Origin of the sequence: Vibrio harveyi NBRC 15634 = ATCC 14126 = KCTC 12724, assembly GCF_001591145.1 — a bacterium.
Lineage (GTDB): Bacteria > Pseudomonadota > Gammaproteobacteria > Enterobacterales > Vibrionaceae > Vibrio > Vibrio harveyi.
This window is the reverse complement of sequence record NZ_BCUF01000045.1, coordinates 34,343-48,788: the sequence shown is the minus strand read 5'-3', so window position 1 is coordinate 48,788 and position 14,446 is coordinate 34,343. Positions and strand designations below refer to the sequence as shown.

General features: G+C 44.1%; 11 protein-coding genes. 3 read left to right on the top strand and 8 right to left on the bottom strand.

From position 1 onward, the window contains the following. Positions 1-213 precede the first annotated feature (213 nt). Positions 214-1,941 (top strand): DUF3466 family protein, encoded by a 1,728-nt coding sequence (locus tag VHA02S_RS19855; protein ID WP_038898677.1) that lies wholly within the window; start codon positions 214-216, stop codon positions 1,939-1,941. A 496-nt stretch (positions 1,942-2,437) separates the two neighbouring features. Beyond that, positions 2,438-2,986: an MSHA operon transcriptional regulator gene (locus tag VHA02S_RS19850; RefSeq protein WP_005442115.1), complete on the top strand. Its 549-nt coding sequence runs from the start codon at positions 2,438-2,440 to the stop codon at positions 2,984-2,986. Positions 2,987-3,030: 44 nt separating this feature from the next. Here the strand turns inward: VHA02S_RS19850 and VHA02S_RS19845 are convergent, their stop codons facing one another. The 8 genes from VHA02S_RS19845 to VHA02S_RS19810 all read right to left on the bottom strand — a co-directional run bounded on the left by VHA02S_RS19845 (position 3,031) and on the right by VHA02S_RS19810 (position 13,753). Beyond that, a complete protein-coding gene (locus tag VHA02S_RS19845; protein WP_038898678.1) occupies positions 3,031-5,253 on the bottom strand; it encodes a TonB-dependent siderophore receptor in 2,223 nt (740 codons plus the stop codon). A gap of 216 nt (positions 5,254-5,469) precedes the next feature. Further along, positions 5,470-7,446, bottom strand: coding sequence for a Fe(3+)-hydroxamate ABC transporter permease FhuB (gene fhuB / locus VHA02S_RS19840; protein WP_038898679.1), 1,977 nt, complete (start codon positions 7,444-7,446; stop codon positions 5,470-5,472). Continuing rightward, positions 7,446-8,330: an ABC transporter substrate-binding protein gene (locus VHA02S_RS19835; RefSeq protein WP_038898680.1), complete on the bottom strand. Its 885-nt coding sequence runs from the start codon at positions 8,328-8,330 to the stop codon at positions 7,446-7,448. The genes fhuB and VHA02S_RS19835 overlap by 1 nt, the downstream gene beginning before the upstream one ends. Before the next feature lie 12 nt (positions 8,331-8,342). Then, on the bottom strand, positions 8,343-9,107 hold the full coding sequence (locus VHA02S_RS19830) for an ABC transporter ATP-binding protein (protein ID WP_009699516.1): 765 nt from the start codon (positions 9,105-9,107) through the stop codon (positions 8,343-8,345). Positions 9,108-9,481: 374 nt separating this feature from the next. Then, positions 9,482-9,697 (bottom strand): hypothetical protein, encoded by a 216-nt coding sequence (locus VHA02S_RS19825; protein WP_005433984.1) that lies wholly within the window; start codon positions 9,695-9,697, stop codon positions 9,482-9,484. Positions 9,698-9,796: 99 nt separating this feature from the next. Continuing rightward, a complete protein-coding gene (locus VHA02S_RS19820; RefSeq protein ID WP_038898681.1) occupies positions 9,797-10,921 on the bottom strand; it encodes an HD-GYP domain-containing protein in 1,125 nt (374 codons plus the stop codon). Positions 10,922-11,180: 259 nt separating this feature from the next. Next, positions 11,181-12,386, bottom strand: a complete 1,206-nt coding sequence (locus VHA02S_RS19815) for an aromatic amino acid transport family protein (RefSeq protein ID WP_009698092.1) — start codon at positions 12,384-12,386, stop codon at positions 11,181-11,183. Positions 12,387-12,559: 173 nt separating this feature from the next. After that, positions 12,560-13,753 (bottom strand): iron-containing alcohol dehydrogenase, encoded by a 1,194-nt coding sequence (locus tag VHA02S_RS19810; protein WP_038898682.1) that lies wholly within the window; start codon positions 13,751-13,753, stop codon positions 12,560-12,562. Positions 13,754-13,915: 162 nt separating this feature from the next. On the opposite strand from VHA02S_RS19810, the gene VHA02S_RS19805 reads away from it, so the two are divergent. Then, positions 13,916-14,413 carry a hypothetical protein gene (locus VHA02S_RS19805; RefSeq protein WP_029789407.1) on the top strand — a complete coding sequence of 166 codons (498 nt, stop codon included), beginning with the start codon at positions 13,916-13,918 and terminating at the stop codon, positions 14,411-14,413. Positions 14,414-14,446 lie beyond the last annotated feature (33 nt).

Genomic DNA, 14,446 nt, shown 5'->3' with positions numbered 1-14,446 from the left:
AATCAATGACAACGCTCTGAATCCTACATCTTGAAGTCACTTGGGTATATAACCCGTTATCCATTCTTATTTTAAAACTATTTACTTTGTATTTTTATGTATTTATTTGTACGTGAATACATACAAAAAAACACTGTTCAATAATGAATTATCTATAAATTCCTTGGTCACATATTACCGAAAACATTATTTAGAATGATAGGAATTGGATGGATGAGTTTAAAAGCGAATATTAAGTTTATAGCGCTTGCTACTGCTGGTTTTTCAATAAGTTCACAAGCTGCACTATATCAAGTAGTGCAAGTCGTTCCTGATAACACTAATTTATCTTCATTTGGTTCCGCGATTCAAAGTGGAGACATTAATGATCCAATTACTGGACAACCTTACTCACTCGGTTGCTTTGAAAAAGAAGCGAATTGTGATGCCAGTAAATTCAAAATAGCACTCGATGTTCGCTCAACGGCTATGCTAGAGGGGAAACCTATTGATGTATCTGAACTGAGAGAAGAAGTACCTTTTGCAATGGATTCTAGCTTTGCATATCGAGGTAGTGAATCTGGTTTTAAACGATACTGTGACAACGAAAAAAAATACAAGATTTGTTCAGCGTGGGCGAGCACACTCTGGCAAGCATGGTCATTGGGTCACAATGAAGCATCTGAGCCAACAGTAACCGCATACGTAGAAGGTGACCACAACACAGCCTTCCCTCTCTTTAACCCAAATACCAAAAACAGCGTGGTTAATGCTTTAACAAAAGACGCAAAGTCAATTGGGACGGTGGCGACTGGATTAGACTCTAAAGACACCATTTCACCAGTTAAACCAAACTTTACTACTGCAGGCGATCAAGCAGCCATAGTCGCAACCCGTGCATGGGCGACAGATGGCGCTATCACTGTTGGCAGCGTGGCGAGAAAATCAGGGTCAAACCACAGTTCTAAAGCTGCAATATGGGATGACAAAGGAAATGCGCTAGAACTCGAATGGCAAAGCAAACGACTCAAAGGCGGCAAAAGACTTGCCCAAGGTAGCATGCGAGACTTTGTTACTGATGGTAGTACTGTCTATGGCGTCGGCTACAACTCGTATCAGAAAGACAACTACATGGACGCCACCGTCTTTGTTGGCGACCTAAATAAAAAAGAAGATTGGGTCAACAAACCCGTGGACGGGGCACAGCAACGAATTAAAAACAAAACACTGCATAGCAATTCAAGGTTAACCGGCGTTAACTCTAACTTCGTTGCGATTGGTGAAGCGAAACGTTCAGGGCAGTATTTAATGCCAACAGGTTCTGCGCCCAACCGTTTATTCGTCGTCAATGATGTAAGAGCAAAAACATTGCGAGCCAACTATTTGCAATCCAGGATTTTCTTTGACGGTGCGAGTGGAAAAATGGGTGCAATCAATACATACAATGAAATTGTCGGCAGAGTGGATGCAGAAAAGGTACGCGCATCGAAAGGCAAACCACGTAGACAACGAGCGTTTATCTTGCCTTATGCAAAAAATAGTAAAGTCAGTGAAAGAGCAAAAACGCTGTTTGATGGAAAAGCGTGGTATTTGGATGATTTAACAAACGGTTCAGATTCAAGCGATACTTCGTCCACCTCTTACTCCCAAGAAAATAACCGATTCAGAATTATCGATGCGAGCGACATTAATGATGCGGGCATTATTTCTGCAACAGCGCTGAAGTGTCATTCTGGATATAAAACCACCGCCAATAATGCGACTTGTTCAGATAAGGAAGAAGTCGTTGCGGTTAAATTAATTCCAATTAAAGGAAAAACAGCGAAGAATATTGTACCTAGGGATGTTGAAAAAACACCAACGAAACGTAATGGCGCGGGTTTGGGGCTATTTACCGCATTCGGGTTGATTATTCTTTCAATTACGAGAAACGTTAAGACAAGAAAAATAAACATTAAATAGGAAAATATTGGATCAAGTTAAAAACGTGAAAGCACGTTTTTTATCTCCTCGCTAAAAACACATCGTAGATGACAATGGTGACTCCCCTGTTTCTGAACAACCAATTAAAACAGAAATGGGGGCGTTCATGAGCTTAAAACTCTATTTGAAGTTGAGAACAGGCAAGGCTAATGAGATTTACGCCCTAGCTTTGAGCTTTTGATGAAGACTCAAAACTGACGTCCCTTTCCTTTTACAAAGTCGGAAGTACACTAAGGTTACTTTGGAGGTGTTCAAGTTAAAATCCCCTTAAAACCACCTGATTCTATTCATAATCTAAACAATTTTTTTATTTCTTACCTATTATTGACATAACCCCTCGCTATTTTGAGCGATGTCGTTGTAAAATCGCGCTAATTACCGACACGTTTTCCCTCAGCAAAGTGGATTCATTCTGCTTGCCGGGACTCGCGTCTATCAATTTTCCTATTGCATGTTAATTTCATGACTGAAGTCCATGGACCAAGATAAGTTTACTAACATCTATCGCTTGCCAGGTTCGCTACAAATTCGAATCGCTAAGTGGCAAAAGACCTTCCGCGGCACATCTGATTTGGTTCTTCATCAGGTGCTAATGGAACGTAATAAGCAATTTAAGAAACCAAGCTTTTTACCAAAGAGTTGGTGCATCACGCCTATCGATGAGAATGACATCACCATTACTCATCACGGTAAATACATTCAAACCGTCATGCGTACCATGCTGGACAGAAAGGTTTCTTACAAACGCCTATTCTTATCTCGAATGGATGCGGACAAGGGTGAGAAGGTATTACGCGAGTACAAGCTTGAGTGGGTAAGAAAGCACAATCAGATTGCTAAAAAGTACAACCAAATCAAGAAAAAACAGTACATGAACTTTGCAAGAGAAGAGGAAGAAACGCTCTACCCTTCAATCCCAAAAGGCGAGTTCGATAAAGCGTTATGGAATAAATTGGTGGTTTCTACCTTTGGTCCCGAGAAAAAGTACAAAAACCCTCATTACGTGCGCAAAGCTGATTTCTAAAAAATCCCCCGATAATTCGGGGGATTTTTGTTTCACACTAATATTTACCAATCGTAGGTTAAGCTCGCGATGACATTACGACGGTCGCCGTACCAACAAAAGCCATCACATGTCGCGACATACTCTTTATCTGCTAGGTTCTTAGCTGCAACTTGCAACTTGTAATCACCAATACGGTAGCTCACCGTCGCATCCATCAAGAAGTAGCCCGGCACTTTAATTGTTTCAGTGTTATCGCCGTATGATTCGCCGGTGTAACGCACCCCAAGCCCAACAGCTAAGCCATCAAGTGTCCCTTCTAGGAAACGGTAATGCGCCCAAGCGGATGATACCGTGTTCGCCACTTGAGATGGAGAATTGCCCACCCATGCTGCGTTCACATCTTCTTTGATTTCAGAATCCACATAAGCAATGTTACCAAGTAATGTCAGTGACGGGGTCACATTTGCTACTGCTTCAAATTCAATACCCTTATTTTCTACTTTACCAATTTGAGTTAACTGATTGAGGTGGATTCGAGCAAGGTTCTCTTTCGTTGCTTGGTAAGCTGCAATATTAAAGTAGCCATCGAACGTACGAGGTTGGTATTTCACACCGATTTCAAACTGGTCTCCACTTTCTGGCTTCGCAGGCTTGCCTGCACTGTCTTGCTGAATAATAGGATCAAAATACTGCGAATAACTAAAGTATGGCGTAAAACCAGCCTCTGAAATGTATGCAGTACCTACGCTAAACGTCCACTCTTCATTATCAACTTTAGTTCGAGAGCCTGTCGTTACATTGTGAACTTCATTGCTCGTATCATCATAACGTGCGCCAAGAAGAACCGCCCACTTGTCATTGACCAGAATGTGGTCTTGTAGATAGATACCAAGCTGCTCGTTATCAACCTTTGTTCGCTGCTTGTCGGCGTCAGTCAAAGGCTGAAGCGTTGTTGGGTCTAGCAACCAAACATTGTTCGAATAACTTGGGTTGAAAACATCAAAACGCGGATCTGGCAAGATTCCAATAGGCGTGGTTAAGAGTGAATTTCCATCAGCCACCAATGGGTCGCTTGCAAAGTCTTTACCATCAATACTGACCATCTGATAGTCAATACCAACCATGAGGTTATGTTCAACACTTCCCCATTGCATGTTGTGCATCAAGCGGTTATCAATATTGAAAGCATCAGAAGAGCCCTCTTCTGTACTGGCCGCACGCAGGATGCTTTTGCGCTCATTCAAAGGATCAAGCAGCGGACCTAATCCTGGGACGTCAGCAGCATAGACGTACGAATACATTTGTCGAAGGTTGACGTCCATTTGGCTATAACGAGTCGACTGAACAAAAGAAGTCGTGTCATTGAACATATGTGCAAACTCATAACCAACAGAAAGCTGTTCGCGTTCAAACGTTTCCCAATCCGTGTTCCCGACCGCAAGACTATCGCTTATCTTACCGTTTTTGTTTGGCTTCAATGTTCCCTCTACAGGTAAGAACTGCAGGTATGGGTCAGAATCATCTTTTTGGTAACTGGTCAGCAAAGTAATTTCTGACGTATCAGTGAACTTGTAAGTCAGTGAAGGAGCAATAAGGAAACGCTCGGCCTCAACGCCATCAACACGTGTGCCGTTCTTTCGCGCCAAACCTTGCACACGAACAGCAAGCTTCTCATTCACTTCTGAGTTCACATCCAGAGAAATCTGTTTGCGATCTTCAGAACCATACTCCACCGACACCTGACCAGAGCCACCATCAAACTGAGGGCGTTTGCTCACTAAATTGATAACACCACCTGGAGGGTTTTGACCATAAAGCACAGAGGCCGCGCCACGAAGCACTTCCACTCGCTCTAATGCAAACGGGTCAATCTGCCAACTGTAAAATCCAGATGAATACAGACGAGTTCCATCTTGATATAAGCCACTATTCGCCTGCTTAAAACCACGGATAATAAACCAATCTTGCTTGTTATCTTCACCAAAGTAATTGGTTTGAATGCTTGGTGTATATTGCAGTGCATCTGAGACACTGATTGATGCGCGGTCATCCATTTGCTCACGAGTCACAACGGAAACAGCGCGTGGCGTTTCGTTGATCGCTAAATCCATCTTCGTTGCAGTACGACTCTTCGCACCAAGGTAGCTAAAGTCAGGACCAACGGCACTGTCTTCTTGTAGACCAATTACAACAATGTTTTCATCTTCTTGAGCAAGCACTTGAGGGGTTACTAGCACCATCGCAATAGCCACTGCTGCGGGTGTTAGCATAAACTGCCGATTCATCATTTTTCTCCTTTTTTGTCGGCAACCTTTCCAACCTTTTATGCATTGAGCGAATAGACAAGCCCACACGGGTTGGTTCCGGCATAACCACTGATTTTCCTTAAATGCAAAAACACAGGACGTGCTTTGCTAGCATCACAAACTGGGTGATGAGAGCGATCACCCAGTTCTAGATTTTTATTGTTTTGATATGTGAGGAATGAAGCCAAATCGTCGTTACAGTCGACGTAGTCCCCACATCAGATACAAACCACCAATAAGAGATGCCACCAATCCTGCAGGGATCTCTTGCGGATAAAGTACCTGTCTGCCCATCCAGTCAGCCAATAGCATCACGCCTGCACCAAGCAAGGCGGCACATAGCATGTGTTGCGATGCTTTATTAAAGCCAAACAAACGTGCCAAATGTGGCGCAAGCAAACCGACGAAGCTAATAGGGCCAACAACCAAAGTCGCGCTGACAGTAAGACAAGCCACAAGCAATAGTAAAATGGCACGAGAACGGTCAACTTTGAGACCGAGAGCTTTAGAAGAAGAAGCCCCGATCGGCAAAATATCTAACCAGCGAACACAAACAAAACTCAAACCAATAAACACAATGGCAGAAAGAGCGAGCGGGAGCAGCGTGTCCATTGACACGTAATACGTCGAGCCTGAAAGCCAAGCCAATGCTTGATAACTGCGTGGGTCACCTGTTGCCAAAATAAAACTCTGGATGGCATTCATGAGTGCAGTAATGGCAATACCTGTCAGCAAGATTCGTTCTGGTTGGAAGCCAGATTTTCTATTCAATAAGACAATGATTAGTACCGTCAACAAGGCACCAATCAAGCCACCAATAGACAAAGTCACAACCGATGCACCAACGCCAGTAAACATAGCAATGATCAAGCCCATTGCTGTTCCTGAGCTGATACCAATCACTTCCGGGCTAGCCATCGGGTTACCGCTTAATCGCTGAATCATGGTTCCTGCAATCGCCAACATAGCCCCGGCCATCGCCGCGGCTAAAAGCCTAGGTGTGCGCCATTCCAAAAATAGCCATTCATGGGTAGAGAAAAGCGATGTCCAGCCGTCGTTCTGAACTGAAACGGTGCTGAAGAGCACGATGCCCGCCAAGATGATCAACAAAGTAAATGCGATAGCGTGTTTGTTAAGTTTGTTGACGCGCTCCGAGTGACGAGTGAGCACGGTTTGCGTATGCCCTTGCGTCTTTTGTGATAATCGAGGTAGTAACCAAAGTAAAAGTGGTGCGCCTAAAGCGGCAGTGGCAGCTCCTGTTGGAATAAAGCTCGCCTTCAAACCCGGTAATTGTTGAATGACTAAATCGGTGAGGGTCAAAAGCATTGCACCAATCAACATTGAGATCCAAAGTTTGTGCTGAATCTTATGCACACCAATCAAGCGTGTAATAGCTGGCGCAGCAAGACCGATAAAACCGATGATACCCACCGTCGCCACAACCCAAGAAGTAATAAGCACCGCTAAACCAAGGCAAACAAAGCGCAGCTTCGCTAGCGACACACCTAAGCTCTTTGCTCCTTGCTCTGATAGCTCCAAAAGGCTCAAAGGTTTAGCAAACAAAAATGCCACTAGTGCAGCAATGGCGACTCTTGGTGCAAGATAGCTGAAATCATCCCAACCACTTTGAACTAAGGAGCCTGCTCCCCAGATCATGAGTCCATTGAGCTTCTCCGTATTCATCATCAAAATGACCGTACTCAGAGAAGCAAAATACAAGTTGATCACCAAGCCAGAAACAACAACAACGGTCGGAGAAAGAGCCCGTCGCCAAGACAACAACACCACTAGCCCCATTGAAGTGACACCACCAACCAAAGCAACTAAATTGGCAGAAAAGTCCAGCATCCAAGGTGTGAATAACGTGGCAAGCATGAGCGTAAAGTTCGCCCCACTCGCAACGCCTAAAGTCGTAGGAGATGCCAACGGATTACGTAGAACCTGTTGCATCAACACACCAGCAACTGCCAAGCCCGCTCCGGAAATCACCGTCGTAAACACGCGTGGCCACCAGCTAAAATGAAGAAGAACGGAATTTATCGACTGGAAATCAGGCTGCCAAAGGCTTGCTAAACCATTGGAAAAGGCGGTGGTTTGACTCAGATGTAACGCTCCAACCGACACCGTAAACATAGAAAGTAAGATCACTAAGGATAAAGGAAAAGCTCTCATTAGAAGTGCTCCTTCTCTTTTGCCGCAGCGACTAAATGAGCAAAGCGAACCGCAGAGGGCATGGCACCAAAGCTCCAAACAGGATCAACGCGCATAACAGGGTGACCTGATTGTTCTACGATATATTGCCAAAATTGGTCTTGTGCCAACTGTTGCTCTCCACCATGAGGAAGCGGATCCACAATAACGATCTGCGCTTTTATTCCCGCGAGTTTGTCGATACCGACCATACTAAAACCCCAGCTATTGGTTTTTTCCGTCCACGCATTAGAGAGACCAAGCTGGTTTATTGCTTGTGAATACAAACTGTTCTCGCCAAAGACACGCACGTGTTTAGTGTCCATAAACTGGACCATTAATAATGGCGCTGAATTTTGGTCGACTTTTTCTTTGAGTGAGGCAAGCTGTGCCTCTGACTGTTCAATAAACGTTTCTGCTTCTACCTCTCGTCCCAATTCTTTGCCGAAAGTACGAGTGAATTGAGTCAATACCGACCAATCCGTGATTCCCTGCCCGTAAAGATCTATCGTTGTAACAGGCGCAATTTCCGCTAATCGGCTTTCCATCGCAGAAAAATAAGGGGCAATAAAAATACGGTCGGGTTTGAGCTCGTAGATACGCTCAATGTTGGGTTGCGTTCTTAAACCCACATCTTTTGTTTGTTTTGGTAATATTGGGGCTTTCACCCATGCGTCATAATCTTGCCCTTGTGCGACGCCAACCGGAACAACACCGAGTGCAAGCATGGTTTCGGTCTGTGTCCAATCCACCGACATCACTCGTGGTGATGGCGTCTTATCAACTGCATGAGCAAACAGAGGAAAAGCAAGACTTGTCGTCCAAACAAGTCGCTTCAGCAATGAAATAAGCGGCTTACAATCCATTGTTGACCCCACTTAGCTTGGCATCGCTACTGGATACCCAGCAGGATGGTCAGAAATACGCATTTCAATGCCATAGATTTGTCGTAACTTAGGCTCGGTAAATACTTGTTGAACGTCACCTTGCGCTATCAAGTCGCCTTGGTGCAGTGCGACAATCTCATCACAAAAGCGTGCAGCTAAGTTAATGTCATGCAATACGATGATGACCCCTAAACCTAGGTCCTTACTAAGTTTAGAGATCAAAGAAAGCATATCGACCTGATGACTAATATCGAGCGCAGACAAGGGCTCATCAAGCAACAGGTATTCGGTTTTCTGTGCGAGTAACATCGCAAGCCACACTCGTTGGCGCTCACCACCCGAAAGCGTGTCAACAAGGCGATCGGCATATTTGGATGTTCCTGTCATTTCCATCGCCTCTTCCACGATGGTTTTATCTTTTGTACTCAACCGTCCTAATAAACCATGCCAAGGGTAACGACCAAAGCTCACTAAATCTCGACCGAGAATGCTGTCGGTCATGGGTAAGTGCTGAGGAAGGTAAGCGATGTGCTGGGCGAATTTCTTTGCCGATAAACGGTTGATGTTGTCACCATGCAGCAAAATATCGCCATCACTGTATGGTTGTTGCTGAGCGAGCAGCTTGAGAAGTGTGGATTTGCCAGAACCATTGTGTCCGACAAGCGCGTACGTTTTTCCAGTTTCAAACGTCAAATCAAATGCTTTCAACAAAGACTTACCGTCAATATCGAATTGGAGTGCTTTGGCTTCTAACATCCCTACTTCACCTAATCCTATTTACGTCTCGGGGCTGGTGAAACTTCGCTTTGCCGTCTACCTTCCCGTTACGTTTTATAATTTTATTCAACAAAACGATTAATAAGCTTGGCTTTATATAACAGCAAAGATACAAATGCAAACCATTGTCATTATCATTAATAAATAATTTTATAAATCTTATTGGGAGCACATTCTCGCTACAAAAAGCACGTCAGAAGCAAGGGGAAAAGCAATTTAAAACGAAATGAAATAGGGATTGGAAATGAGGACTATCGGCGGCGAGCATCGCCATTCGCAATGCTCGCTCAAGGAATAAGTTAAGCTGCGACGATAAGAAAAGTTGGATGAGAGCCGCAGCGTTGTTGAACCAGTTAATGACGAGCGTCAGCGCCAAACTCTACTTCTTTATAGATATCGGCCAGCGACTTCTTACCTTGTTTGTCTTTGGCTGAACGCTTTCTTGGTTGGTAGTGATACTCTTGGTCATGCAAAGCTTCTTCATGTTCCTTTGCCGACTCTACGAATTCAGCATTCGCAAGTGCTTGTTGGCGTAAGCGGTTTACTCTTTCTAGGGTTTCCCACAACATACTTCACCTCCAAACGAGTTACTGTATACATATACAGTATTATTTATTCCGACCTCCTAGTCAATATTTTGATTCCCTTCATGGTTTGCTCCTCTACTTTCACATTAACCCCATACCAGCATAATGCTCTGGGTACTTATGAATAATTTGTTTTAAGTAGCCTTGATGTTCGCGCAAAGCATTCACGCATTCTCGGGATAACAAGCCTTGGTAAACGCGTTTTTCAAGCTCTAACAAGGCATACGGGATTGACCACGCTTGACGATATGGATGATGGGTGGTCATGACATCAAACACATTAGCAACTGCCGCGATTTGAGCGGCGATAGGAATCCCTGAACGATCTAACCCATGCGGATAGCCAGACCCATCGAGGTTTTCATATTGGTAAGACGTAATTTGCTGAAATAAAGTGACACTCGGATGAACTGGATTACCAATTCTCGCCACAATGTTATCTGCTGACTCAACACATTGTTCAATATGCTCAGATAGCAGCGCTTCTTGCTCTGCATTCACACATCGGCGATTACATACCACATCAGCAGGGAGTTTTATTTCACTCAAAGCATGATAACGAGTGAACATTCCAATTTGCTCGACAACTTCATCACTAAATTGATAAGCATCGGCAAGCTCTGTCGCAATTAATTGGGCGTACATACCAATACGCTTAGTGTGCGAGTAAACTTCCGGCGAATACCCTGGCATCAAGCACTGCATTCTTTCTGCCAAGATTTCAATCGCATTGACAACGTGGTCTTCAGATTCAACGGCAAATTGCACCATCTCAAAATAGGGTCTTAGCCCATTTAAAGCCTCGACGCTAAACGCATTGGGTTGAATCGAATTGAGAAACACAAACCCAGTAAAAGTTTGACGGTCATAACAAGGAATAGCGACAGACGAGTGGTAGCCTTGTTTCAACAAGGTTTGAATACGTGGACAGTGGTTGATGTCGTAAAGATCGTTAACAAGACGAGGGGTGGCATTGTCTGCAGCAATGCTCAGGTTGTGCAGTTTTCGAAGTGGCGCTTCGTGATGAGCCAAACACCAAGTGTCGAACTCACTTTCGGCAAAAGATTTAAGCATGCCTTGTTTAGGGTGATACTTAGCAAAAGACACCCTATCGACACACGGTAAATGTGCCTGCATCCTATTCTTCAACGTTTGCATTTGCTCATTGAGCGGTTTTGCAAACGGGTAAAAACTCCGGTGCGCCATACTTCACCTCCACACCAAGTAGAGAAACCAGAAGAAAAGGCTCATGAAAGTCAGCGTATTTGATGTGATTAGAGCGGCTTTTCTCCACCTAAATTATCGACATACCACAACTTAAGTGTACGAAATAAAAACAGTTTTTCGCCAATCTTTTCACCGAAAATTCTACGGTAATTTAATCCAGATCAAAAAAAACCAGTGCTATTTTGAGCACTGGCTGTTTTATGCAAATTGAGTTTTCCGATATCAATCCGTTTGGTGATTAACCCAACGCAGGAAGAACACCCAAAGTAATGAGTAGCTGCGCCATCACAATACCAGTACCAGCGATACCTGTTACTAATAGTGCTCCTTGTCCACCTGCCACACGGTATTCACCCGTAAACTCATCAGAGCGACGCACCTTTACCACCATCACTAGCGGTAGGAAGATAGCAAGAATAGCTAAAGCGATTGCAGCATAACCTAGCGCCATGATGAAACCTTGCGGGTAAAACAATGCAAAGCCTAGTGGTGGTGTAAATGTGATCACTGCTGCAACCAAACGGTTTGGCTTTTCACTGTCGCCTTTGATCGTGTCACCCAAGAATTCAAACAGACCCAAACTCACACCTAGGAAAGACGTCAGAAGTGCAAGGTCAGCAAATACGCCTACCACACTACCAAGATTTGACTGGTGAACAGTTTGCGACAGTTGACCAATCAATGCGCTCAAACCACCGTTTTCAATCAAGGTATCTTGGCTTACTACACCAAGCGTTACAATTTGCCAGAAAATGTAGATCACGAGCGGAATTGTAGAGCCAACGATGATCGCTTTACGCAGAGACGACGTGTCACCGTCGAGGTAGTTAACAATAGCCGGGATACTGCCGTGGAAACCAAAAGAGGTAAAGATTACTGGAATAGCGGCAACGACAAGCCCTTGCTCTATTGGCATACTTAGCAAGTAAGATTCGGTCACGTTTGGCGCAAGAAATGACAAGACTGCAATCATGGTCACCATTTTAAGACCAAACAGCACGCGGTTTACTTTGTCTACAGTGCCAGTGCCCACTGTCACAACCATGGTCACGATAAGGGTAAAGATGATGGTTGAAGTCGAGCCAGAAATATCCAGACCAAACCACTCTGTCAAACGGTCACCAAACTGAGCACCACCACCCGCAATGTAAGCAGCACACAATGAGTAGAACAAGAAGAGCATGGCAAAACTTGCAACCCATTTGCCCTTCTGACCAAGAATTTGTTTCGCTAGAGTATGAAGAGTTGCACTGCTGTCCGCATATTGGTGAAGCTCCAGCATCAACAACGCAGTAAACGCCATTAACGCCCATAACCCCAGCATAATAATTAAAGAGGTAGAAAAACCAATGCCAGCAGAGGCAAGAGGAAGCGCCAGCATGCCAGCACCAATCGTAGTCCCAGCAATAATCAGGGTGCTACCAAACACTTTAGATCGACTCATTGTATATTTATCTTTACAGCTATATAAGATTTATCAGCATCAGATCGGGCAACGGCATACCAAACCTAACACCATATTTGGAATGATGACGATTCTGTAGGATCTTTCTAATAAGATCAAGCAAAGTGTAAGGATAAAAATCCACACACGTAAACTTAAGTGTACATGACTTTCTAAACTCTAATTTCTGCAAGCAATTGGGCGCACTCCTCTTCATTCATAAATTTAGGAACAGGATAATTCCAGTGCGCTTCTTTAAGGATCAAACTCACTAACTCTCCAGTATCAGAGGATTGCAACAGTGGCGATGTTTGTTCGATACCAATTGCGTTATACAAATCTTCTAGCCTATGAATGAAATCTTGTGCACTCGCTCTATCCTCACCTTGCGTTCTGCTCAAGGCTTCACTTAGGGTTGTCAGTTGTGGCTCAATCTCAGAGAAAGAAAATCGAAGGACAGGGAGCAAAGCAAGACCATTCGCCATTCCGTGAGGTATGCCATACTTGGCACCCAAGTTATGCGCGAATGCGTGAACGTAACCAAGACTCGCTTTGGTGAAGGCTAACCCAGCATAGTAAGACGCCATTGCCATTTTGTTTCGAGCCTCAATATTACTCCCGTCTTCTACGGCTTGAGGTAAGTACTTGAAGATAAGTTTAATAGCCGCAATCGAATAGGCTTTAGTATCAACCGTCGCATTACGGGAAATGAAAGCTTCTACCGCGTGTGTCAACGCATCAATACCCGTATCAGCCGTTATCTTTGCTGGTAAACCAACCAGTAAATTCGCATCCAATGCGGCCATTAAAGGCACCAATTTCGGATCCATTAATGGGGTTTTGTGGTGGGTGTCTGGTTCAGAAACAACAGCGGCAATCGTCACCTCAGATCCAGTACCAGACGTTGTCGGAATCACAAATAAAGGCGCAGGAGTTCTCCACACGCGAAACAAACCAGCAAGCTTCTTAATGGATTTCCTGTTTGTCACCCGGGCTGCGATAACTTTGGCACAATCCATGGCAGAACCACCGCCAAGCGCTAAAATCGCGTCACATCCTGAGTCGAAATACATCGTTAATCCAGTCTCTACTTGATCGTATGTGGGATCTGGTTTTACTTCAGAAAACAGCACAACGTCTAAACCTCTGGCTTTCGCGCTTTCTGTTACCTGCTCCGCCATACCAATTTTTACTAAGCCGCCATCAGTCACAAGAAGCAACTTTTTAAAACCAAGATCAGCAATCGCCTCCGTCAATTCATGGAGGCTGCCAGCACCAGAGAATAATGTCGGTTTAGGGAGTGGGAGTACATAGGCGGCGGCTTTCAAACCATTGGTATAACCGCGATAAAGCAGGTGTTTTAACATAACAAGTCCTTTTGTTTTGAGCTTTTATTCTAGTTGTTTTTCTACTCAATTCGAGTGAGGAGTTCACAGAATTTTGTATTGATGTGTCTCAGTTTTTAACCCATCAAAACCAATTTTTATCTACTACTCTATAACTTAAGTACTAATGAATAAGGGCGAGCTATGGAATATAAGCTGTTTGTTTTGCTTGCTTTTTCAAGCTCTGCTTTCGGAAACTCGTTAGCGAGCTTCCCTAACAACTTTGAGCAACTAGTACTGGTAAAACAAAGTGTTATACCAGGAAGAAATGTCGTTTTGCCGCCAAGTACACCAACCTTCATTCAAGAAACAGTGAAAATGTACAACTGGACCAATCAAGGCAAAGGTACCAACTTGAATATTTATGTTCCTAGACACAAAGTCGAAGCCTATAAAAACCATGGTCCTTACTCCGACGGTCTAACCGCTGTCGCAATTTACGAAGAGGAGGACATTATTTTTGTCACCGAGCATCTGGCTGGTGAGGCACTTTATGGGAGTTATGATCGACGAGGCAATGACATATCAGATCGCCATCCATCATTAAGGGTCGAAGCTTGCTATCGATGTCATAACGGATATAAGGACATTTGCATCAACGGAACTTGTGCCGTTCCGATTATTGATGTGTTTAATGAGTAATTCATCACGTGGGAACTTCAATAAGAATAAAGA

Bases quoted from the DNA above. Each gene is read 5' to 3' on its own strand.
- VHA02S_RS19855 (WP_038898677.1), top strand. From the start codon at position 214: ATGAGTTTAAAAGCGAATATTAAGTTTATAGCGCTTGCTACTGCTGGT.
- VHA02S_RS19850 (WP_005442115.1), top strand. From the start codon at position 2,438: ATGGACCAAGATAAGTTTACTAACATCTATCGCTTGCCAGGTTCGCTA.
- VHA02S_RS19845 (WP_038898678.1), bottom strand. From the start codon at position 5,253: ATGAATCGGCAGTTTATGCTAACACCCGCAGCAGTGGCTATTGCGATG.
- fhuB (WP_038898679.1), bottom strand. From the start codon at position 7,446: ATGAGAGCTTTTCCTTTATCCTTAGTGATCTTACTTTCTATGTTTACG.
- VHA02S_RS19835 (WP_038898680.1), bottom strand. From the start codon at position 8,330: ATGGATTGTAAGCCGCTTATTTCATTGCTGAAGCGACTTGTTTGGACG.
- VHA02S_RS19830 (WP_009699516.1), bottom strand. From the start codon at position 9,107: ATGTTAGAAGCCAAAGCACTCCAATTCGATATTGACGGTAAGTCTTTG.
- VHA02S_RS19825 (WP_005433984.1), bottom strand. From the start codon at position 9,697: ATGTTGTGGGAAACCCTAGAAAGAGTAAACCGCTTACGCCAACAAGCA.
- VHA02S_RS19820 (WP_038898681.1), bottom strand. From the start codon at position 10,921: ATGGCGCACCGGAGTTTTTACCCGTTTGCAAAACCGCTCAATGAGCAA.
- VHA02S_RS19815 (WP_009698092.1), bottom strand. From the start codon at position 12,386: ATGAGTCGATCTAAAGTGTTTGGTAGCACCCTGATTATTGCTGGGACT.
- VHA02S_RS19810 (WP_038898682.1), bottom strand. From the start codon at position 13,753: ATGTTAAAACACCTGCTTTATCGCGGTTATACCAATGGTTTGAAAGCC.
- VHA02S_RS19805 (WP_029789407.1), top strand. From the start codon at position 13,916: ATGGAATATAAGCTGTTTGTTTTGCTTGCTTTTTCAAGCTCTGCTTTC.